Source organism: Agromyces sp. NPDC058126, from assembly GCF_042884595.1.
In the GTDB taxonomy this organism is placed as follows: Bacteria; Actinomycetota; Actinomycetes; order Actinomycetales; family Microbacteriaceae; genus Agromyces.
Genome location: NZ_JBHVTS010000004.1, coordinates 419292 through 440202, shown reverse-complemented (window position 1 = coordinate 440202; position 20911 = coordinate 419292). Strand labels below are relative to the sequence as shown.

18 protein-coding genes are annotated in these 20911 nt (G+C 71.7%); 3 read left to right on the top strand and 15 right to left on the bottom strand.

All coding sequences use genetic code 11. The features are described 5' to 3' along the window. The 6 genes from ACFVTR_RS14670 to ACFVTR_RS14645 all read right to left on the bottom strand — a co-directional run bounded on the left by ACFVTR_RS14670 (position 1) and on the right by ACFVTR_RS14645 (position 8174). Positions 1–3633 carry a septum formation family protein gene (locus ACFVTR_RS14670; RefSeq protein ID WP_387038403.1) on the bottom strand — a complete coding sequence of 1211 codons (3633 nt, stop codon included), beginning with the start codon at positions 3631–3633 and terminating at the stop codon, positions 1–3. Then, positions 3633–4205: an orotate phosphoribosyltransferase gene (pyrE, locus tag ACFVTR_RS14665; RefSeq protein WP_387038401.1), complete on the bottom strand. Its 573-nt coding sequence runs from the start codon at positions 4203–4205 to the stop codon at positions 3633–3635. The genes ACFVTR_RS14670 and pyrE overlap by 1 nt, the downstream gene beginning before the upstream one ends. Positions 4206–4214: 9 nt before the next feature. After that, a complete protein-coding gene (locus tag ACFVTR_RS14660; protein WP_387038400.1) occupies positions 4215–5642 on the bottom strand; it encodes a threonine/serine exporter ThrE family protein in 1428 nt (475 codons plus the stop codon). A 13-nt stretch (positions 5643–5655) separates the two neighbouring features. Further along, entirely contained in the window at positions 5656–7011 is a 1356-nt protein-coding gene (locus ACFVTR_RS14655) for an anaerobic C4-dicarboxylate transporter family protein (RefSeq protein ID WP_376943188.1), read from the bottom strand. Next, complete coding sequence (locus ACFVTR_RS14650) at positions 7008–7748, bottom strand: Type 1 glutamine amidotransferase-like domain-containing protein (RefSeq protein ID WP_387038398.1); 741 nt, start codon at positions 7746–7748, stop codon at positions 7008–7010. The genes ACFVTR_RS14655 and ACFVTR_RS14650 overlap by 4 nt, the downstream gene beginning before the upstream one ends. A gap of 303 nt (positions 7749–8051) precedes the next feature. Further along, positions 8052–8174, bottom strand: a complete 123-nt coding sequence (locus ACFVTR_RS14645; RefSeq protein ID WP_281349888.1) for a hypothetical protein — start codon at positions 8172–8174, stop codon at positions 8052–8054. 139 nt (positions 8175–8313) lie between these two features. Between ACFVTR_RS14645 and ACFVTR_RS14640 the strand changes: the two genes are divergently transcribed. Next, positions 8314–9237: a LysR family transcriptional regulator gene (locus tag ACFVTR_RS14640; protein ID WP_387038395.1), complete on the top strand. Its 924-nt coding sequence runs from the start codon at positions 8314–8316 to the stop codon at positions 9235–9237. A gap of 32 nt (positions 9238–9269) precedes the next feature. Here the strand turns inward: ACFVTR_RS14640 and ACFVTR_RS14635 are convergent, their stop codons facing one another. Continuing rightward, complete coding sequence (locus ACFVTR_RS14635) at positions 9270–9866, bottom strand: dihydrofolate reductase family protein (protein ID WP_387038393.1); 597 nt, start codon at positions 9864–9866, stop codon at positions 9270–9272. A 69-nt stretch (positions 9867–9935) separates the two neighbouring features. On the opposite strand from ACFVTR_RS14635, the gene ACFVTR_RS14630 reads away from it, so the two are divergent. Together ACFVTR_RS14630 and ACFVTR_RS14625 are read left to right on the top strand one after the other, a co-directional pair. After that, positions 9936–10775 carry a helix-turn-helix transcriptional regulator gene (locus tag ACFVTR_RS14630; protein WP_387038391.1) on the top strand — a complete coding sequence of 280 codons (840 nt, stop codon included), beginning with the start codon at positions 9936–9938 and terminating at the stop codon, positions 10773–10775. 132 nt (positions 10776–10907) lie between these two features. Next, complete coding sequence (locus ACFVTR_RS14625) at positions 10908–11681, top strand: enoyl-CoA hydratase/isomerase family protein (RefSeq protein ID WP_387038389.1); 774 nt, start codon at positions 10908–10910, stop codon at positions 11679–11681. Positions 11682–11699: 18 nt separating this feature from the next. Here ACFVTR_RS14625 and ACFVTR_RS14620 read toward each other — a convergent pair whose 3' ends face one another. The 8 genes from ACFVTR_RS14620 to hydA all read right to left on the bottom strand — a co-directional run bounded on the left by ACFVTR_RS14620 (position 11700) and on the right by hydA (position 20900). Further along, positions 11700–13193, bottom strand: a complete 1494-nt coding sequence (locus tag ACFVTR_RS14620; protein ID WP_387038388.1) for a CoA-acylating methylmalonate-semialdehyde dehydrogenase — start codon at positions 13191–13193, stop codon at positions 11700–11702. Between the two features lie 25 nt (positions 13194–13218). Beyond that, on the bottom strand, positions 13219–14541 hold the full coding sequence (locus tag ACFVTR_RS14615) for an aspartate aminotransferase family protein (protein WP_387038386.1): 1323 nt from the start codon (positions 14539–14541) through the stop codon (positions 13219–13221). 73 nt (positions 14542–14614) lie between these two features. Beyond that, a complete protein-coding gene (locus ACFVTR_RS14610) occupies positions 14615–15763 on the bottom strand; it encodes an ABC transporter substrate-binding protein (protein ID WP_387038384.1) in 1149 nt (382 codons plus the stop codon). Positions 15764–15781: 18 nt separating this feature from the next. Further along, a complete protein-coding gene (locus ACFVTR_RS14605) occupies positions 15782–16621 on the bottom strand; it encodes an ABC transporter permease (RefSeq protein WP_387038382.1) in 840 nt (279 codons plus the stop codon). Beyond that, the gene (locus ACFVTR_RS14600; protein WP_387038381.1) at positions 16621–17523 is read right to left on the bottom strand and encodes an ABC transporter ATP-binding protein; all 903 of its coding nucleotides are present in this window, start codon (positions 17521–17523) and stop codon (positions 16621–16623) included. Before ACFVTR_RS14600 ends, ACFVTR_RS14605 begins: the two co-directional genes overlap by 1 nt. Next, positions 17520–18404, bottom strand: coding sequence for an ABC transporter permease (locus tag ACFVTR_RS14595; RefSeq protein WP_387038379.1), 885 nt, complete (start codon positions 18402–18404; stop codon positions 17520–17522). The genes ACFVTR_RS14600 and ACFVTR_RS14595 overlap by 4 nt, the downstream gene beginning before the upstream one ends. Further along, a complete protein-coding gene (locus tag ACFVTR_RS14590; protein WP_387038378.1) occupies positions 18401–19417 on the bottom strand; it encodes a TIGR03842 family LLM class F420-dependent oxidoreductase in 1017 nt (338 codons plus the stop codon). The genes ACFVTR_RS14595 and ACFVTR_RS14590 overlap by 4 nt, the downstream gene beginning before the upstream one ends. Before the next feature lie 40 nt (positions 19418–19457). Then, positions 19458–20900, bottom strand: a complete 1443-nt coding sequence (gene hydA, locus ACFVTR_RS14585; protein WP_387038377.1) for a dihydropyrimidinase — start codon at positions 20898–20900, stop codon at positions 19458–19460. Positions 20901–20911: the final 11 nt, after the last annotated feature.

Sequence of the window (20911 nt, the reverse complement as noted above, 5' to 3'; positions counted from 1 at the left end):
TCAGGCCGCCGGCCCCGGGCCCGCGATGCTCGCCGTCAAGGGCTCGCCGCCCGAACGGTTGGCGAAGCAGTAGTAGTCGCGCGCTCCGGCCTCCCACTGGGCGGCCTCGGCCGGGTACGACGCCTGGACCTGCAGGTCTTCCATGCCCGAGACCGCGGACACGTTGATGACGCCCGACGCCGTGCACAGCAGGTTCATCTGCGTGGCGAGTTCGGCCTCGCCCGGGTAGGGCGCGGCGGCGTCGCCCGGGAGCGTGCCGCGGTAGACGAGCTGCGCGGCATGCGGCGTCGCGCAGTCGACGACCGTGTACTCCTCCTGCCAGGCGTCGGTGAAGGGCTCGAGGCATTCGCCGCCGAAGAGGGTGTTCCAGGCGTGGACGCCCGCGGGCTGCGGAGCGGTCGGCACCGGAGTCGGCGTCTCGCTCGCGCTGGCCGACGGGGAGTTGCTCGGCGTGTCGGCGCCGGCGCCCTTCGTGAGCATCGTGCCGAGGAAGAACAGCCCGGCGAGCACGAGCAGGGCGACGAGCCCGCCCGCGATCCAGACGAGCGGTCGGATGCCGCCCTTGCCGCCGCCGTCCTTGCCGCCGCCGGCGTTGCCACCGTTGCCCGAGGAGCCGTTGCCGAAGCCGCCTGCGCCCGCTCCGGAACCGGAGCCCGACGACCCTCGAGGGCCCTGGCCCCCGCCTGCGAAGCCGCCGCTCGCGCCGCTGCCGCCGGCCGCGAAGCCGCCCGTCGCGCCGGAGCCGCCCGCGAAGAGCTGCGCGGTCGCATCCGTCTGCAGCAGCGCGGTCGCCGGATACGCCTCGGCCGGCCGACCGGCCGACGGATCGACGAGTCGGAGCGGACCGGTCGCGGTGACGCTGCCGAACAGCGCCGCGAGACCGTCGTCGGCATGATCGGCCGGCTCGGCATGCGCGTCGAAGCGGTCGTCGGCCGTGACATCCGCGGCCCACGGGTCGGACTCGGCCTCGAACGGCTGAGCGCCGAACTGCTGCTCCGCGTCGAACGCGTCGAACGTCGCGGTGCGCGGGTCGAGGGCGTCGAAGAACTGCTCGTCCGGCGCGAACTCCGCCGCGTGCTCGGCGGCGAGGTCGGCCGCCGGGTCGAACTCGGGCTCGGGCTCGGGCTGCGGCGCGATCCGCACGAGCGATCCGAGGCCGCTGCTCATGGGCGGCTCGTCGACGACCGCGGTCGCACCGCTCGCCGGGGCACCTCCCGCGAGGATCGCGGACACCGAACCCGGCGACTCGGCACGCGGGTCCTCGGCGGTCGGGTCGGGCTGGAGGTTCCAGAGGTAGCCGGGCTCCTCGGAGGCGTCGTCGAACTCGTCGTCAGCGGAATCGGCGCGGTCGACCTCGTCGAGTCGCCGGTCGGACGAGAACGACCGGCCCCGGCTCCGCGGCTCCTCGACGACCTCGTCGTCGGGACCGTGGTCGTCGTCGGCGTCATCGGCGTCATCGGCTCCGAAGGCGAGACCGAGTCGGTCGAAGGCATCGGTGCCGGTAAGGGCGGACTGGGCTGCCGCCCCGGCCGCGACGCCCGTGAACGCGGCGCCCGCCGCTGCGGCCGTGGGTGCCGCGGGGGTCTCGGCGGCCGCGGCTCCCCCGCCGAGTGCGGCGAGCAGGTCGTCGACCGGCGGGACGGCGCCGAACGAGGTGGGCGCGGGGCGGGAGTCCGCCGCGGCGAAGGCGGGGAACGGCGCTCGCGGTGCCGCGAGCATGCCGTCGGCCGGGTGCTGCTGCTCGTGCAGGGCCGGCAGGGCGACGGTCTGCGGGTCGGATGCCTCGACCCCCCGATCGTCGAACGCCTGCGGCGCCTCGACCTGGTCGAGGGCGGCGCGCCGCTCGGCGCGAGGAGTCCACTCGAGCTCCTCGGCGAACGCGTCGAAACGGCCGGCGCGGCGGGGAGCGGGCTCGACGTCGTCGGAGAACCCAGGAGCCGTCTGCTCAGTGCGGCCGAAGTCCTCCGAGACCGTCTCGACGGGCGTCGAGCCGGGTTCGGGGTACTCGGGTGCGGCGTACTCGGGTGCGGCGAACTCGGCCGCCGGGTATGCGGGCGCGGGATGCTCCGTCGCCGGCGCCGGAGCGCCGTACTCGACCGGCAGGGCCGGCGCCTGCGAGAACTGATCGGGCTCCGCGACCGGTCGAGGCTCGACGGCCGTCTCGGGCTTCGCGGCGGCGAAATCGGTCCAGGCACGACCCGGCGTCCACGACGGCGCCGCTGCTGCGGCCGTCGCGTCGGGCTGAGAGGCACCGGGAACGATCGGATCGGCCTCGTACGTCGGCGCCGGAGCGGGCGCGGGAGCGGGCGTCACGGGCGCCGACGGCGCGAGCGACGGGGCCTGCGCGGACCGACTCGTCGGCTCGGGCTCGTTGAGCGCCGCCCACAGCTCGTCGTCGTAGCTGGCCGCACGCGGCGCTGGGGCCTCGCCCCACCCGGCCGGAGCCTCGGGCGGCGCGGTCGGGTGCGGCTGCTGGACCGGGATGCCGCCCACCGGCGTGAACGAGCTGCGCGCCACCGCGGGCGCGGAGAAGCCCGCGAACGGGCCGTCCTCGATCGGCGCCCTCGGCTCGGCCGGGGCCGGCTCGGGCACGACGGGCTCGGCGACGGGCGCCTGCGGGGCGACCGGCTGGGCGGGGCCGCTCGTCGGCGCCGGGTCGCTCGTCTGCAGCGGGTCGTTCGTCTGCACGCCGAGCGACGCGGTGCTCTCGGAGAGCTGCTGGAACGCCGCCCGGAGCGCGGCCTCGGACTCGAGCTCCTGATCGCCCCAGGTGAGCGCGAAGGATGCGGGCGGCGTCACGGGCCCGGGCGGCGGCGCCTGCGTCGGGGAGGGCGGCGGCGCGACTGGCGCCGTCGACGCGGCGGGCGGCACCGGGCTCGCCTGGGGCGGCTGCCAGGGCGCCGCGGGCGGCTGGGCCGAGGCCATCGGATTCGGATCACCGAACTGCGGAATCGGCGCAGGCGCAGGGGCGGGCGCAGGGGCGGGAGCGGCCGCGGGTGCGGCCGGAGCGGTTCCGACGGGCGGCTCGACCTCGGTCAGACGGACGGTCGGCGCCGGCGGCGCGACGGTGAAGGGCGGGGACCAGGTCGGCAGCCCCGACTGGACGGGCGGCAACGCGGCCGCACCGGGGCCGGTGGCACCGGCTCCCGCGCCGTTCGCGACTCCGGCGGCACCGGCAGCTCCCGCGGCGCCGGCGAATCCGGTCGCACCGGCGGCACCGGCGGCGCCGGCCACGAAGCCGGCATCGCGCCACGGCGCCGGCTGGGCAGACTCGAGCGGTGCCGACGGGTGCGCGGGTGCGGGCGTGTACCCGGGGTCGCCGATGACGGGCAACGCCCGGGTGGCCGAATCGTCACGCGCGGGCGGCTCGGCCAGCGAGAACCAGTCGAGCACCTCCTCGTGGTGCGACCGACGCGGCGGGGTCGCGGGCGCGGCGGGCGGCTGCGGCGTCGGGGCGAGGTGCGGGGAGACCGGGGCGGGAGCGGCGGGCGCGGCTGGGGCTGCGAACGCCGATGGAGCCTGCGGCGGGGACTGCGGCGGGGACGACTGCGGCGCGGAGCCGGAGGCTCCGCCGCCCGCGAGCTGCGCGAGCAGCCAGTCGGCGCCGTCGTCGAATCCCTGCCGCTCGCTCATCAGGCCAGGCCCAGGTCTTCCAGGCCGATCGCGTACAGGTACGGCACGCCCTCGGCTTCGATGATCTCGCGGGCCCCGGTGGCCCGGTCGACGACGACCGCGACCGCGACGACCTCGGCGCCGACCTTGCGCAGCGCCTCGATGGCCTTGATCGGCGAGCCGCCGGTGGTCGAGGTGTCCTCGAGCACGATCACGCGCTTGCCGGCGAGATCGGGACCTTCGACCTGCTTGCCGCGACCGTGGTCCTTCGGCTCCTTGCGCACGACGAAGGCGTCGTACGCGAGGCCACGTGCGGCACCCTGGTGCAGGATCGCGGAGGCGATCGGGTCGGCGCCCATCGTCAGCCCGCCCACGGCGGCGACGTCGGGGATGTCGGCGATCACGTCGAGCATGACCTGGCCGATCAGCGGTGCGACGCGGTGGTCGAGGCTGACCTTGCGGAGGTCGACGTAGTACGTCGCCTTCTTGCCGCTCGTCAGCGTGAAGTCGCCGTGGAACACGGCGTCGGCGGAGATGAAGTCGATGAGCCGGCGGCGTGCGTCGGCGGAGTCGAGGGGCTGGCGATCAGTCACCCGAATACTCTACGACCCGCCTGCCTGAGAAGAAGGGGAGGATTCATCGGCCGACGACTCCTCCGGGGCATCCGTGGGGGTCTTGCCCGACCGGGCGCGGCGCTCGCGCCGGCCGCCCCAGAACGACTGCGGGGTCCCGGGAACGAGGCGCGCCCAGAAGGGCGGCTCCTCCTCCTCGGTGAGCGCGGCGGGCACGTCGACGTGGAAGTCCGCGAGCTCCTCGGCCCCGTGATGCACGACGCGGTAGAGGGCGGTGCCGATGAGCACACCGAGCGCGATCGACATGATCGAGGTGATCGCCTCCGCGAAGTCCTCCAGCCCTCGCGTGGTGCCGACCGCCTCGGTGAGTCCGAGCAGCCCGGCCGCGCCGGGGACGAGGAGCCAGAACGCCGGGAGGAAGGTCAGCTGCGAGGGCGCTCCGTGCCGCAGGGTCGCGATCCAGAGCACCACCGGCGTCATCGCGACGGCGCCGATGAACCCGCCGACCGTCGAGCCGATGAGCACCGTGCCGGCGTACTGCCCCACGTACGCCACGATGAGCACCAGCAGTACCCAGCCGAAGGTACGCCGCGGCGCCGAGAAGTGCAGGTAGTTGCCGATGGCGAAGAGGAGCACGCCGAGCACCGGGATCCACCAGGGCAGCGTCGTGGATGCCTCGAGCGCCTCGTAGCTCGAATCCTCGACGCCGACGACGGTGCCCGCCGCGAGGATGCCGAACGCGAGCAGTGCGAGCTGAACGAGGCCGAACACGAGGCGCGACGCTCCGGCGAGCATCTGCCCGGCCGCGAGCTCCCCCACGCCGGTGGTGAGCACGCCACCGGGGAGGAAGGTCGCGAGCGGCGCGATCAGCAGGCGGATCGGGTCGCCGATCTCGATGTGCGGTGCGATCAGGAAGACGACGATCGCGCAGGCGAACGCCGCGAACACGGGGAAGATGAGCTGCAGCGTGGGCGAGCGGACGAGCTTCGCCAGACCGACGAAGGCGCCGAGCCCGAACGCGATGAGCGCGCCCTGCCAGGTGGGGGCGAGCAGCAGCGAGAGGCCGGTGACGAGCACGGCGTGCCCGAAGGTGCGGACGATCCATCCGTGGCCGGCCTTCATCGCGCCGATCTCGTTGAGGCGCCGGAGGCCCTCGATCGGTTCGAGCTCGGCGCGTTCGGCCTCGCCGATCAGGTTGTAGAGCGCGGCGATCTGGTCGAAGCGGAACGAGGCGTTCACCGCCGAGCGGATCTCGACCCGCCCCTCCTCGCCCTCGCCGGTCTCGACGATGATCACCGTCGGCAGCACGATGAAGTCGGTGTCGTCGCGGCCGTACGCCCGGGACACCGTGACGAGCGTGTCCCTGATGCGGTCGACGGATTCGGCGGCCGCGTTCATGCCCTCCGCGAGCCCCAGGAGAAACTGGCGGAGCAGTGCGCGATCGGCGATCTCGGCCATCAGGGCGCCCGGATCAGACCACCACGAAGGACAGCAGCACGCCGACGATCATCGCCGACACGACGTACACGAGGTTGGGCAGCTGGAACGAGTGGTCGAACACGAACTTGCCGAGCTTGGTCGTGCCCGTCTGGTCGAAGGCGGCCGTCGCGACCTGCGAGCCGTTCGCCGGCAGCGTGTACATGCCCATCGCCGAGGGCCAGAGGCCCACGATGAGCGACGCCGGCAGCCCGATCGCGAGACCGATCGGCACGATGGCGTTCGTCGCGCTCGACTGGCTCGTCGTGAGCATCGCGACGAGGAACAGCGCGAGGGCGAAGAGCAGTGCGCCGACGAAGGCAGTCGACCCCGAGACGAGCGACCCGAGCCCGTCGACGATGAGCTGGTTGTTGTTCGCGACGAAGGTGTTCGCCAGCCACGCGATGCCGAAGAGCGCGAAGGCACCGACCATGCCGGCGGGGAACGTCGACTGCTTGGGCACGTCGGCCGACTTGACCTTGCAGAACACGAAGATGAGCGCCGCGATGACACCCATCGTCACCTCGATGATGATCGTCACCGAGACGCGCACCGGGTCGCCGTTGTCGTCGGTGCCGATGATGGGGCGCAGGCCCTCGAACAGGCCCATGATCACGATGAACGCGACGCCGGCGAGGAAGATCGACGCCGACAGCACCGCGGTCTTCGGCAGCTTGCGTTCGGTCGTGTCCTCGGCCGGCGGCTTCACGAGGTGCTCGGCGAGTCGCCGCTGGTACTCGGGGTCGTCCTCGAGGTTCTTGCCGTGCCGCACCATGACGAGCGCGGCGAGGAAGAGTCCGACGATCGAGGCCGGCCACATGATGAGCAGCACCTGCCCGAGGTCGACGCCGCTCGGGGCGAGGAGCACGACGAGCGACGCCGTCGCCGCCGAGACCGGGCTGCAGAGGATGCCGACCTGCGACGCGACGGCCGAGACCGACAGCGCACGCTCCGGCCGGATCTTCTGGTCGTACGAGACGTCGTAGATGACGGGGAGCAGCGGGTAGAAGATGTTGCCCGTGCCGGCGCCGACCGTGAAGAGGAACGACATCGCGGGCGCCAGGAAGACCACGCTCTTCGGTCTCGACTTGATCGCCTTCGCCGCGACCGACACCATCCAGTCGATGCCGCCGGCGGCCTGCATGACCGAGGCCGCGGTGATGACCGTGAGCACGATGAAGACCGCATCGACCGGCGCGTTGCCTGGGGCGGTCTGGAAGCCGAACACGAGCACCGCGACGCCGACGAGGCCCCAGACGCCCAAGCCGATCCCGCTCGTGCGGGTGCCCATGAAGATCGCCAGGACGACGACGATCAGCTGCGCGACGAGGATCCAGACGTTGTCGTTCACGCGCTCGGTCCCTTCACGATCGGGCCGGTCGCCTCGAGCACCTGCACGGGCAGCGGCGTCTCGACGATCTCGCCGTCGATCGCCTCGACCCGGAGGGCGAGCGCGGGATCGACCGGGCTGATCGCCGTGACGAACTCCTGGTTCTCGAAGTGCAGCGACTGGAGGTTGCCGACGGCGTACCCCGTCGCGAGCTCGCCGCTCCGGAGGGCCGCGTGGAAGAGCGGCTGCCGCTGGTCCTCCGCGTCGTAGTGGGGGCAGAAGCTGCCGTGCAGGAAGCCGAGCCCCTCGGGCAGCACCTGCAGGGTCGGGCCGTAGCTGTCGGTCGTGCCGCCCTCGAACCAGCAGATGCCGCCGGCCGAGCCGCCGGTGAAGACGACGTTGGACGCCGGGTCCTCCCACATCTCGCGCATGATCTCGTCGAGGCCCTGCCGCTTCCATACGTCGAGCATGTTGGCGGTGTTGCCGCCGCCGACGTGGATCACGTCGAAGCCCTTCACGTAGCCAGCGAGGTCGTCGAGGTCGCGGTGGAAGAGCGTGAGGTGGTGCGGCGCGCAGCGGTCCGAGTCGTACGTCTTGTAGAAGCTCAGCGTGTACGGGGCCTCATCGCCCGTCGCCGTGCCCACGAAGAGCACCCGCGGCCGCTCCTTGCCGGTCAGCCCCAGGATGTAGTCGTGCGTCGGATCGGCACGCCGCTCCATCATGGCCTTGCCGGCCCCGGTCGCCACCACGTGCGCCATCGCGCCCCCCTCTTCGATGTACCCCTCGCGTCACGCTATCGGTCGGCGAGGAACGGTGTCGAGAGGCTCGTGGGCCGTGTCGCGGGCGTCAGCGAGCGGGGCGACCACGAGGGGCGCAGCGGCCGGACGGCGGCGCGCCGTGCAGGCGCGCCGGTCGCGCGGCATCGCGATCCCCCCAGCTCATCCCGATGCGCACGGCGACCGGTCGCGACGGCACAGAAGAAGGGCCGCCCCGCGGGGTGTCCCTCCCCCGCGCGGCGGCCCTGCAGTCCCGGAGAACGGACCTCCGGGGATTCGCGGCACTCAGACGGTGCGCGCGAACGTCTCTCGCGGCTGGCGGCGGTAGCCGTCACGAGCGGTGACGACGATCGCGCCGGCGACGGCGGCGACGGAAACGGTGCCGAGAAGCACGATGATGCTGATCACGATGGATCCTTTCGACGAAGACGGTGCAGGCTGGTCGAGCGACTTTGCGCCGTTGCACGTGTTCGACATGCACTATTCTTCCGCGTCGAAACATTCAGCACAAGCTCACGGTTCTACAAGCACGATGTAGAATCGCTACATGGATGTACGCCGCCTCGACCTCCTCCGCGAACTCGCCGAGCGCGGCTCGGTGACTGCGGTCGCCGAGGCCACGGGGCGCACGCCGTCGGCCGTCTCCCAGCAGCTCAAGGTGCTCGAGCGCGAAGCCGGCATGCCGCTCACCGAACGCAGCGGGCGGGGTGTCGTGCTGACGAGCGCGGGGCACGCGCTGGCGCGCAGCGCGACCGACGTCGCGATCGCCCTCGAACGCGCGACCTCCCTGTGGGACGAGTTCCGCAACCACCCGAGCGGCGAGGTCACGCTCATGACCTTTCCGACCATCGGCGCGACGGTGCTGCCCGCAGTACTGGCAGAGCTCGCGCAGATCGCAGGCCTCGTCGTGCACGCCACCGACCTCGACCCCGAGCTCGCCGAGTTCGCCGACCTCACGAGCGACTACGACATCGTCCTCGCCCACACCATGCCCGGCGTGCTGCCGTGGGGCGGCCGCGGGCTCAGGGCCGTGCCGTTGCTCACCGAGCCGCTCGACATCGGCCTGCCGGCCGACCATCGACTCGCGGGCCGCTCGCACCTCACGCCGGGCGACCTCGTCGACGAGACCTGGCTCGGCGTGCCGCCCGGCTTCCCCTTCGAGCGCATCCTGCACGCGATCGAGCAGCAGACCGGCCGCCGGGCGCGGGTGAGCCAGCGCTTCAGCGACATGCGCATCATCGAGGCATTCATCGAGGCGGGGCTCGGCATCGCGTTCGTGCCGCGCTTCACGAGCGGCGCCGTCCCCGAATCGATCGTGCTGAAGCCGCTCCGCGGCGTGGCATCCGCTCGCCAGATCGTCGCCCTCGTGCGCCCCGACGTCGCCGAGCGCCTCGCCGTGCGCACCGTGCTCGACGTGCTCGTGTCGCAGTCGGCTCGGCTCGAGCGGCAGCACACCGAGACGGCGCCCTGACGCGACCACGCGCCAGGGGGCGCCAACGGCCGTCAGGTTCCGGTTCCGCGCTCGAGGTCGTAGGCGAGCACGAGACTTCCGAGCGGGGTGGTGTCGAACCCGGTCAGCCTGAGTGGGCGCGGGCTCTCGAGCTCGCCGAAGAGGCGCTTGCCCGAGCCGATGATGAGCGGGTGGACGAAGAGCCGCAGCCCGTCGACGAGGTCCTGCCGCAGCAGGGCGCGCACGAGCACTCCGCTGCCGAGGATCGCGATGTCGCCATCCCCCGCCTGCTTCAGCGCCCGGACGCCGTCGACGAGATCGCCGGCCAGGGGCTGCGTGTTCCGCCATCCGAACTCGGTCAGCGTGCCGGTGACGACATGCTTCTCGGTGGCGTTCAGGTGGGCCGCGATCGGGTCGTCGTCCGAGACCGACGGCCAGTAGGCGGCCATCTTCTCGTAGGTCTTCCGCCCGAACAGGTATGCGGTGGTGCCGCCCAGGCCGTCCGAACCGCTGGAGGCGTGGATGGCATCGGCGTAGGGTGCTCCCCATCCGCCGTGCTCGAAGCCGCCCTCGCGGTCCTCGTCGGGCGACCCCAGCCCCTGCATGACTCCATCGACCGAGAGGAACTCGATCGCGATCACTCTGCGCATCAGGTACTCCTTCCTCGACTCATGGTCATTCAGGCGGGACGAGCCCGTCTTGAAGGAAATCGACCGGCGGTGACCGACGACACGAGGCACGAGGCCACCGCACCGGGGCCGGTCCTGGTGCGGCATCGGGTGCGCCCCGAGTTCGCGGGGCTCGTCGCGGGGATCGTCGGACACGACGAACACACCGCTGCGCCGGTCGTCCGCCGTCAGGTGGCGGGAAGCCTGATCCCCGTCGTGCTGTCGTTCGGGCCGCCGCTCGACGTCGTCGACCTCTCCGTCGGCGAGGGCGTCGGGCGCCACACCTCGTTCGTCGCGGGCATCATGCCCGGCCACGCGACCACCTCGTTCGAATCCGAGCAGCACTGCCTGCAGATCTACCTCACGCCGCTCGGCGTCACCCGCCTCCTCGGCCTGCCGGGTCGCGAGCTCGCTGCACGGGTGGTCGAACTCGCCGACGCCGTCCCGGCATTCGACGACCGGCTCCTCGAGGTGCTGTGGTCGGCCGGCACGTGGCCGCGCCGCTTCGAACTGATCGACCGGGTGCTGCTCGGCCTGCTCGACGGCGGCCGCACGCCCGAGCCCTTCGTGGGCTGGATGGGGCGGCAGATCGATCGCTCCGGCGGCCGCGTGCGGATCGCCGAGCTGGTCGAGGAGACCGGCTGGAGCCCGCGGTATGCGAGCTCGCACTTCGCGGAGCAGGTCGGGATCGGGCCGAAGGCGGCCGCCGGCCTCGTGCGGTTCGAGCGCGCCGCGATCGCCCTCCGACGCCTGCCCGCCGCAGAGGTGGCGGCCCGCTTCGGCTTCGCCGACCAGAGCCACCTGGTGCGCGAGGTCCGCCGCTACTCGGGCTGGACTCCGTCAGTCCTCGCCGGCACCGTGCCGACCACCGCGCACACGGCCATCGGCTGACGAGGCCGACCGCTGCGGTCTGCGACCCGGTTGGCGATGGCCCACTGCGAAGATGCCCGTGTCGGGGGCACCGCGTGAGGCCGCCGCCAATCCACACGCGACGACGAGCCCGGCCCGGTAGGCTCCCGCACCATGGCCGATGACGCGATCCTGTTCGACGTGACCGACGGGCTCGCCCGCATCACGCTCAACCGCCCCGCCCGCCTCAACGCGGTCGATCCCGAGGCGATCGGCCTCTGGCAGTCGATCGCGCACGAGATCTCCCGCCGCGACGACATCGGCGCGGTGCTCTTCGACGCCGAGGGCCGGGCGTTCTGCGCCGGCGGCGACGTCGTCGCCATGTCCGAGCTGGCCGCGGCGTCGAGCGACGCGGGCGCCGTCATCACCGGGCTCGCCGATCGCATCCACGACGGGCATCGGATGCTCCGTGAGAGCGCGAAGCCGATCGTCGCCGCTGTGCAGGGCCCGGTCGCCGGCGGCGGCCTCGGCTTCATGCTCGTCGCCGACCTCGTCGTCGCGAGCGAGCAGGCGAGCTTCGCCAGTCGCTACGCGGATGTCGCGCTGACGCCCGACTGCGGGGTGAGCACGCTCCTCCCCGAGGCGATCGGCACGCGTCGCGCCCTCGAGCTCACCCTCACCTCGCGCCGGCTGACCGCCGCCGAGGCGCTCGACTGGGGCCTCGTCACCGAGGTCGTGCCGCCCGAGGAGGTCGCGGGCCGGGCGCGCGCCATCGCGCAGTCGTGGCTCGACGGCGCGACGGGCGCCTTCGGCCAGGCCAAGCGGCTCGTGCGGTCAGGCCTCGAGCGCCCGTTCCAGGACGCCCTCGACGACGAGGCCCGCACGATCGGCGCCGCCTTCGCGACCCCCGACGCGCAGGCCGCCGTCGCCGCCTTCGCGCGGCGCTGACGTCGGGGGCCTCGCGGCTCAGTCGTGCTGCGGGAAGCCCAGGTTCAGCCCTCCGTGGCTCGGGTCGAGCCAGCGCGAGGTGATCGCCTTCTCCTGCGTGAAGAAGTCGAAGCCGCGAGCGCCGTACGCCTTCGCATTGCCGAACAGCGAGGCCTTCCAACCGCCGAACGAGTGGTAGGCCACCGGCACCGGGATCGGGACGTTGATGCCGACCATGCCGACGGTCACCTCGCGCTGGAACCGCCGCGCGGCCCCACCGTCGTTCGTGAAGATCGCCGTGCCGTTGCCGTAGGGCGAGCCGTTGATGATCTCGAGACCGTCCTCGTACCCGTCGACGCGCACGACCGAGAGCACCGGCCCGAAGATCTCGTCGCGGTACACGGACGACGACGTCGGCACGCGATCGACGAGGGTCGGCCCGAGCCAGAACCCGGCCGCGTCGCCGTCGACGACCGTGTCGCGACCGTCGACCACGACGCTCGCCCCGTCGACGGCGGCGACGTCGAGGTACCCCGCGACCTTGTCGCGGTGCTCGCGCGTGATGAGGGGGCCCATGTCGCACCCCCGGGTCCCGTCGCCGGTCTTCAGCCGCGACATCCGCTCGGCCACCTTCGCGACGAACTCGTCGGCGATCGAGTCGACCGCGAGCACCGCCGAGATCGCCATGCAGCGCTCGCCCGCCGAGCCGAAGCCGGCGTTGACGGCGGCGTCGGCCGCGAGGTCGAGGTCGGCGTCGGGCAGCACGAGCATGTGGTTCTTCGCGCCGCCGAGAGCCTGCACGCGCTTGCCGTTCGCCGTCGCGGTCGCGTAGATGTACTGCGCGATGGGCGTCGAGCCGACGAACGAGATCGCCCGCACGGTCGGGTGGTGCAGCAGCGCGTCGACGGCGACCTTGTCGCCGTGCACGACGTTGAGCACGCCGTCGGGCAGCCCCGCCTCCTGCATGAGCTTCGCGAGCCAGACGGCGGCCGACGGGTCCTTCTCGGACGGCTTCAGCACGACCGTGTTGCCCGTCGCGATCGCGAGCGGGAAGAACCACAGCGGCACCATCGCCGGGAAGTTGAACGGCGAGATGATGCCGACGACGCCGACCGGCTGCCGCAGCGTGTAGACGTCGATGCCGGTCGAGACGTTCTCGCTGTACTCGCCCTTGGTGTAGCCGGGCATCGCGCACGCGAGCTCGACGACCTCGATGCCGCGCGCGATCTCCCCCGCCGCATCGCCGAGCACCTTGCCGTGCTCGCTCGTGAGGATCGCGGCGAGCTCGTCGGTGCGACCGGTGAGCAGCTCGCGGAACTTGAACATCACCTGCTGCCGGCGCGCGATCGACGTGTCGCGCCACCCGGGGAAGGCGCGCGCCGCCGCCTCGACCGCGCCGTCGACGTCGTCGGTCGACGCGAAGTGCACGCGACGCTGCTCGACGCCGAGTGCTGGGTTGTAGACGGGCCCGCTGCGGGCGGGGTCGCCGGCGACGGATGCCCCGTCGATCCAGTGCTCGATGAAGTCGGTCATGATCTCCTCTTTCCTCGTCGGAAGTTCAGTCGCCGGATGCGACGGTCGCCAGCACGTCGTCGTAGATCGGCATCGCCTCGGCGACCTCCTCGGCCGTCACCACGCACGGCGGCACCACGTGGATGCGGTTGTCCTGGATGAACGGCAGCAGCCCGCGGCCGACGAGCGCGGACTTGATGCGGCCCATCGCCGCGGCGGACAGCGGCTCCCGGGTCTTGCGATCGGCGACGAGCTCGATCGCCCAGAAGACGCCCTCGCCGCGCACCTCCCCGATGACGGGGTGCCGCTCGGCGAGCTCCTCGAGCGCGGGCCCGATCGACTCGGCGCCGATCTCGCGCGCGTGCTCGACGATGCCCTCGGCCGCCATGGCGTCGAGCGTCGCGACGATCGAGGCCATCGCGAGCGGATGCCCCGAGTAGGTCAGCCCGCCGGGGAAGACCCGCTCGTCGAACGTCGCCGCGATCTCGTCGGAGATGACGACGCCGCCCGCGGGCACGTAGCCCGAGTTCACGCCCTTCGCGAAGGTGATGAGGTCGGGGCGCACGTCGTAGCCGTCGAAGGCGAACCAGCGCCCGGTGCGGCCGAAGCCCGCCATCACCTCGTCGAGGATGAGCAGGATGCCATGCCTGTCGCACAGCGCACGCACGCCCGCGAGGTATCCGGGTGGGGGCACCAGGATGCCCGCCGTGCCGGGGATCGTCTCGAGCAGCACCGCGGCGATCGAGGCCGGCCCCTCGGACTCGATGACCCGGGAGAGGTGGCGCAGCGCCCGCTCCGACTCCTCCTCGGGGGTCGCCGCCCAGAACTCCGAGCGGTAGAGGTAGGGGCCGAAGAAGTGCACGTGGCCTCGGGCGAACTCGTTCGGCACGCGCCGCCAGTCGCCGGTCGCGACGATCGCCGCGCCGGTGTTGCCGTGATACGAGCGGTAGGTCGAGAGCACTTTGTCGCGCCCCGTGTGCAGTCGCGCCATGCGCACGGCGTTCTCGTTGGCATCCGCGCCGCCGTTCGTGAAGAATACCTTCTTGAAGCCCCCCGGCGCGCGTGCGACGATGCGCTTCGCCGCCTCGCCTCGGGCGAGGTTCACCGTCGACGGGGCGATCGTCGTGAGCAGTTCGGCTTGCTCGCGGATCGCGGCGACGACCGCGGGGTGCTGGTGCCCGATGTTGACGTTGACGAGCTGGCTCGAGAAGTCGAGGTACTCGCGTCCGGCGTGGTCCCAGACGCGCGCGCCGCGCCCGCTCGCGACGACGAGCCCCGAGGACTGCGCCTGCGCCGACCAGGAGTGGAAGACGTGCTCGCGGTCGAGCTGCCGCGCGATGTCGTCGAGGTCTTCGAGGTTCTCGCTCATGGCTTCACTGCCTTTCGCTGGAGGTTCCGGGGATGCTGCGCCGCCGTGGGCCGGCGGCGCAGCATCCGCATTGCTAGTTGCCGCCCTCTTCGAGGGTGACGTCGATGGGCGACCAGTCGGCGCCCGTGAGGTCGAGGTCCTCGCCCTCGAGCTCCGAGAGCGCCTTCTCGATCCACTCGTTCGACCAGGCGGTCGCGGGCGGCTCCTCGGTGATGAGGTGGTCGCCCGCCTCGTTCACCGCGGCGAGCGCGCCGGCCACGGTCTTGTCCCAGGCGGCCTCGTCGATCATGCCGATGCCGTCGTCGGAGGGCCAGATGAGCTTGTTTGTCTCGTTCACCATCCAGAGCTCGTGGCTCGGGCCCCAGCCCGAGCCGGCGGCGATCGTGATGTCGGCGGCATCCTCGGGGTTGGCCGCGGCGAACGCCCAGCCCTTGATGACGGCCTTCAGGAACTTGACCGTCGTCTCCTGGTAGTCGGTGTCGCTCTCGAGGCGCTCGGTGTCGGCCCAGATCGCGTCCTGCAGCATGGCCCCCTCGGTGTCCTCGTACGAGATCACGTTGAAGTCCTCGGGCTGGTACAGCTCACCGGTGTCGGGGTTCGGGGTCTCGAGCAGCTGCGCGTACTCGTTGTAGGTCATCGCCTGGGCCGCATCGATGTCGCCCTGCAGGAACGCGTTCATGTTGAAGTCCTGCGTGATGATCTCCACGGTGGTGGAGTCGAGCCCTTCCGCGGCCATCGCCGCGAAGATCTCCCACTCGTTGCCGAAGCCCCACGAGCCGATCTTCTTGCCCTCGAAGTCGGCGACCGACTCGATGCCCGAATCGGCCCACGAGACCTGCAGGGTGCCCGAGCGCTGGAAGATCTGGGCGATGTCGGTGAGGTTCGCTCCCTGCTCGATCGAGCCGAGCACCTTCGGCACCCACGCGATCGCGTAGTCGACGTCGCCGTTGGCGAGCGCGTCCTGCGGCACGATGTCGCCGCCCGACGGGATGATCTCGACGTCCAGGCCCTCCTCCTCGAAGTAGCCCTGGTCGGCGGCGGCGAAGTACCCGGCGAACTGCCCCTGCGGCAGCCACTGGAGCTGCAGCTTCACGGGGGTGAGCTCGCCGTCGGCGGAGTCGCCGCCCCCGCCCGAGTCTCCGGACGAGCAGGCGGCGAGGATGAGCGCGGCCGTGACGGCGAACGCTCCGGCCGCGAGTCCGCGGCGTGTGCTGTGCTTCATGTCAGTCCTTCCCTGTTCTCAGTGCGAAACGGTGGTGCTGGTCGTGCTGACGGTGCTCGTGCTGGTGGTGCGGGTTCCTGGGCTTCGGTCGGCGGGCCTGCGGCCGCGCAGCACGAGCCGCTCGAGGGCGAGGGTCGCGAGGTAGAAGAGCAGGCCGAGTGCGATGGATGCCACGACGTACGCCCAGGCGCGCGCGTACGCGCTCGACGCGGCCGAGGTCGAGATGAGGCTGCCGAGGCCGCCGCGCGGTCCGCCGAAGTACTCGGCGACGAGCGCGGAGATCACCGCGAGCGAGGAGGCGATGCGGATGCCGGTGAGGATGAACGGTCGCGCGGTCGGCAGTGTCAGCGAGCGCAGCACCTGGCCGGGGGTCGCCGCGTAGGCGCGCATCAGTTCGCGGTGCACCGGCGTCGTCTGCCGGAAGCCGCGCAGCGTGTTGAGGAACACGGGCACGAACGAGGCGATCGCGGCGATCGCCTGGCGCCCGAACTGGCTGTCGGCGCCGAACATCGAGTTCAGCACGGGTGCGAGGGCGACGATCGGCACGACGGCGAGCGCGGCGATGACGGGGGCGCTCATCCGGTCGACGGCACGCCACCTCGCCGCGAGCGCGGCAAGCCCGATGCCGAGCAGCGACCCCACCACGAGGCCGATGAGCGCGTTCGTGCCGGTGATGATCGTGGCCTGCACGATCGAGTCCCATGAGGCGATGAGGGCTTCGACGATCGAGGCGGGGCTCGGCAGCAGGTAGTCCGAGACGCCGACGACGCTCACGAGGAACTGCCAGATGCCGAGCACGATCAGCCCCACCGCCACCGGTGCGACGATGCGCAGGGTCGTCTCGGTGCGGGGGCTCATCATCGCGTCTCCACGCCGCGGGCGCCCGTCGCGACGGGGGCGCCGTGCAGCGCCTCGCGGACGGCGGTCACCATCTCGAAGAACGAGCGGTCCTCGCGGAGGCCCTCGGTGCGGGCGGCCCTGGTCGCGACCCCCTCGGCGGCGGCGCCCGCAGCGCTCGCGGGAGCGGCCGCCCCGGCGAGCCGCATCGGCACGATCTCGCGGATGCGGCCGGGTCGCGGCGACATGACGACGACGCGGTCGGAGAGGAACACCGCCTCGGGGATCGAGTGGGTGACGAAGACGACCGCCGCGCCCGTCTCGCCGGCGATGCGCACGAGATCGGCCTGCATCTTCTCGCGCGTCATCTCGTCGAGGGCGCCGAACGGCTCGTCCATGAGCAGCAGCCGGGGCTGCTCGGCGAGCGAGCGGGCGATCGCGACGCGCTGCTGCATGCCGCCCGAGAGCTGATCGGGGTAGCGCTCGGCGAACTCGGTGAGGCCGACCATGTCGAGCAGTTCGTCGACCTTCGCCCGCCGCGCGGCCTGGGCCACGCCGTGCAGCTCGAGCGGCAGCGCGACGTTCGCGGCGACGGTGCGCCAGGGCAGCAGGCCCGCCTGCTGGAACGCGATGCCGTACTCCTGGTCGAGGCGCGCCTGGGTCGGCGTCTTGCCGAACACGGCGATCGAGCCGGACGTCGGGGCGTCGAGGTCGGCGATGAGCCGCATGAGCGTCGACTTGCCGCACCCGCTGGGGCCGATGAGCGAGACGAACTCGCCGGCCGCGACGGCGAGGTCGATGCCCTCGAGCGCGTGCACCCGGCCGCCCTGCGTCTCGAACACCTTGTCGACGGCGGTCACCTGCACGGCCGTCGCGGGCGAGGTGGTCGCGCCGGGTGCGGCGGTGGTCTCGGGAGCGCTCATGCGGCTTCCTCCGTTCGTCGGTAGTTCTTCAGGATCACGCCGAGCAGCGCCACCGAGCCGGCGGCGACGAGCCCGAGCACCACGGCGCCGAAGATCGGCCCCCATGCCTTGGCCGGGTCGCCCGAGGCCTGCCCGGCGAACTGGATGAGGAGGCGGCCGATGCCGCCTTGCAGACCGGTCGACACCTCGGCGACGACCGCGCCGATGACGGCGTTCGCCGCACCCAGCCGCAGTGCCGGCAGCAGGTACGGCACCGCTGCGGGAAATCGCAGTTTCACGAGCGTGGCCCAGTAGCCCGCGGCGTAGCTCTGCATGAGCTCCTCGTGGATGCGGTCGGGCGACTGGAGCCCCTTCAGGGCGCCGATCGCGATCGGGAAGAAGGCGAGGTAGCTCGCGATGAGCGCGACCGACATCCAGTCCTGCCATTCGAACGAGCCGATCTCGACCCGGGAGCCCCAACTCTTCACGATGGGCGCGAACGCGATGAGCGGCACCGTCTGGCTGAGCACGATCCACGGCAGCAGGCCCCACTCGGCGATCCGCCAGCGCTGCATGACGAGGGCGAGGCCGACGCCCACCACGACGCCGACGACCCAGCCCGCGGCGGCGATGCCGAGAGTCGTGAGCGCACCGAGCAGGATCACGATCCAGAGCGCCTGCGCCGAGGGCGAGCGCGTCACCGGCTCGGCCAGGCGGCCGAACATGTCCCAGACGTGCGGCATGGCGAGGTCGGTGGTACGCGGCAGCACTCTTGTCTCGCCGATGAGCACGCCGTCGGCGGGCGCGAGCAGCTTGTAGCCCTCCCACAGCGCGACGAGCAGCAGCAGGCCGGCGACGCCCCATCCGACGACGGCCGTTCGGCGAGCCGCGGTGGTGGTCATGCCTTCGCCGTGATGTGCTCGGTGAGCGCCGGGATCACGGTCTCGCCGTAGACCCGCAGCGTCTCCTCCTTGTTGTCGTGCTGGAGGTAGCCGGCGAACTGGTCGACCCCGAGGTCGGCGAGCTGCTTCAGCTTCTGGATGTGCTGGTCGGCCGAGCCGAGCACGCAGAAGCGTTCGACGATCTCGTCGGGCACGAAGTCGACGTGGTCGTTGTCGGCCTTGCCGTGGGTGTTGTAGTCGTAGCCCTCGCGACCGCGGATGTAGTCGGTCAGCGCGTCGGGCACGGTGCCGTGCATGCCGTACTTCGCGACGATGTCGGCCACGTGGTTGCCGACCATGCCGCCGAACCACCGGGTCTGGTCGCGCATGTGGGTCCAGTCGTCGCCGATGTACATCGGGGCGGCGACGCAGAACTTGATCGACATGGGGTCGCGCCCCGCGGCCTCGGCCGCGTCGCGGACGGTCTTGATCATCCAGGCGGCGATGTCGGGGTCGGCCAGCTGCAGGATGAAGCCGTCGCCGACCTCGCCCGTGAGCTTCAGCGCCATCGGCCCGTACGCGGCGACCCAGACCTCGAGCTCGGATCCCTTCGACCACGGGAACTGCAGCTGCGAGCCCTTGTACTCGACGCTTCGCGAGTTCGCGAGCTCTCGGATGACGTGGATCGACTCACGCAGCTCGCTCATGCTCACGGGCTTGCCGTTCGTGACCCGCACGGCAGAGTCGCCCCGGCCGATGCCGCAGATCGTACGGTTGCCGTACATCTCGTTGAGGGTGGCGAAGATCGACGCCGTGACCGTCCAGTCCCGGGTGGCCGGGTTCGTGACGAACGGGCCCACCTTGATGCGGTGGGTCTCGGCGAGGATCTTGCTGTAGATGACGTACGGCTCCTGCCAGAGCAGGTGGGAGTCGAATGTCCACGCGGTGCTGAAGCCGTACTGCTCGGCGAGCTTCGCGAGGTGCACGGTGCGTGAGGCGGGCGGGTTGGTCTGGAGGACGACGCCGAAATCCATGGGGGCTCCGTTCAGTGGCGGGCGGTCGGGGTGGCTCTGCTCAGATGAGGTACTGGCTGAGCCCCCGCTTGAGGTACTTCCCGTCGCCCTTGGCGCCGAGGTACTCGTCGCCGTCGACGATGACCTTGCCGCGCGAGAGCACCGTGTCGACGTGCCCGTCGATCTCGTAGCCCTCCCAGGCCGAGTAGTCCATGTTCATGTGGTGGGTGCGCCCTTCGCCGTACCCGATCGAGGTGTGCCCGTTCGGGTCGTAGACGACGATGTCGGCGTCGGCGCCGGGCTGGATGACGCCCTTCCGGCCGTACAGCCCGAACATGCGCGCGGGCGTGGTGCTCGTGAGCTCGACCCAGCGCTCGAGGCTGATCTCGCCGGTGACGACGCCCTGGTACATGAGGTCCATGCGGTGCTCGATCGACCCGATGCCGTTCGGGATCTTGCGGAAGTCGCCGAGCCCGAGCTCCTTCTGGTCCTTCATGCAGAAGGGGCAGTGGTCGGTCGAGACCATCTGCAGGTCGTTCGTGCGCAGCGCCTGCCACATCGAGTGCTGGTGGCCCTCGGCGCGCGAGCGCAGCGGCGTCGAGCACACCCACTTGGCGCCTTCGAAGGCGCCCCATTGGTCGCTGGATGCCCCGAGCTGGTCCTCGAGCGAGAGGTAGAGGTACTGCGGACAGGTCTCGCCGAACACGTTCTGGCCCTTGTCGCGCGCCCAGGCGAGCTGCTCGACGGCCTGCTTCGCCGACACGTGCACGACGTAGAGCGGGGCGCCGGTGAGCTTCGCGAGCATGATCGCGCGGTGCGTCGCCTCCTCCTCCATCTCCCAGGCGCGGGCGATGCCGTGGTAGTACGGGTCGGTGTTGCCCGAGTCGACGAGCTGCTGGGCGAGCACGTCGATGGCGGGGCCGTTCTCGGCGTGCATCATCGTGAGCAGGCCGGTCTCGCGCGACACCTGCATGGCCTTGAGGATCTGCGCGTCATCCGAGTAGAAGACGCCCGGGTAGGCCATGAAGAGCTTGAAGCTCGTGATGCCCTCGTCGGGCAGTCGCTTCATGGCGGCGAGCGAGTCGGCGTTGACGTCGCCGACGATCTGGTGGAACCCGTAGTCGATTGCGCAGTTGCCCGTGGCCTTCTCGTGCCAGGCGGCCAGTCCGTCCTCGATGCGCTGGCCGTAGGTCTGCACCGCGAAGTCGATGATCGAGGTCGTGCCGCCGTGCGCGGCGGCACGGGTGCCGGTCTCGAAGGTGTCGGAGGCCTCGGTGCCGCCGAACGGCAGCTGCATGTGGGTGTGGGCGTCGATGCCGCCGGGGATCACGTACTTGCCGGTGGCGTCGATGACGCGGTCGACGGCGGCCGAGACATCCGTGCCGAGCAGTTCGCTGCCGGGTTCGATGACGGCGACGATGCGCTCGCCGTCGATGAGCACGTCGGCCGCGGCGCGGCCGGTGGCGCCGACGACGGTGCCGCCGGTGATGAGGGTGGTGGTCATGGCGTCGTCTC